Source organism: Streptomyces sp. AC627_RSS907 (genome assembly GCF_019049165.1).
Genome location: NZ_JAGMUE010000173.1, coordinates 1 through 955, shown reverse-complemented (window position 1 = coordinate 955; position 955 = coordinate 1). Strand labels below are relative to the sequence as shown.

Annotated in this window: 1 protein-coding gene; it reads left to right on the top strand. The window is 72.0% G+C overall.

Going from position 1 to position 955, the window contains the following annotated elements:
• On the top strand, positions 1-955 hold a 955-nt coding region (locus tag KUM32_RS30710; protein ID WP_374227574.1), incomplete at both ends, for a SulP family inorganic anion transporter.

Here is a 955-nt window from a genome sequence, read left to right as displayed (position 1 = left end):
GGACGGCTGCCATGTCATCGAGCAGCAGCCTCCAGGTCAGCGGCCCGGCCGCGGGCCTGACCGTACTCGTCTACGAGGCGGTCGAGACGTACGGTCTCGGCGCCCTCGGCGTCATCGTGCTGGCCAGCGGACTGGCCCAACTCGCCCTCGGCGCACTGGGATTCGGCCGCTGGTTCCGCGCCATCTCCATATCCGTCGTCGAGGGCATGCTCGCCGGCATCGGCCTGGTCATCATCGCCGGCCAGTTGTACGCCATGGGCGACATCACCGCGCCCAAGACCGGCCTCGACAAGATCACCGGGCTGCCCGGTCTGGTCGGCGACATCGCCGGGAGCGGCGACGCGCTGATCGCCTTCGCGGTCGGCGCCGGCGTCGTGGCGATCCTCGCCACCTGGCCGTACCTGCCCGCGAAGGTACGGGTCGTACCCGGCGCGCTGGCCGCCGTCCTGCTGGCCACCGGCGTGACCGCGCTGGCCGACCTGTCGATCGCCAAGGTCAAGGTGCAGGGCCTGCTCGACTCGGTGAACGTGCCGGGCGGCGACGACTTCGACGACCTGGCCCAGGTCGGGCTCATCGGCACCATCGTGGCCTTCACCCTCATCGCGTCCGCCGAGAGCCTGTTCAGCGCGGCGGCGGTGGACCGGCTGCACGACGGGCCGCGAACCGACTACGACAAGGAGCTGATGGCGCAGGGCGCGGGCAACACGCTCTGCGGCGTGCTCGGCGCGCTGCCGATGACCGCGGTCATCGTGCGCAGCTCGGCCAACGTGCACGCCGGGGCCGTCACCAAGGCGTCCCGGGTGCTGCACGGCGTGTGGCTGCTGCTCTTCGCCGCGCTGCTGCCGGCCGTCATCGGCCTCATCCCGCTCGCCGCGCTCGCCGGCGTCCTGGTGCACGCGGGGTGGAAACTGCTGCCGCTGGGCCACCTGGTGCCGATGTGGCGCAAGCACCGTGG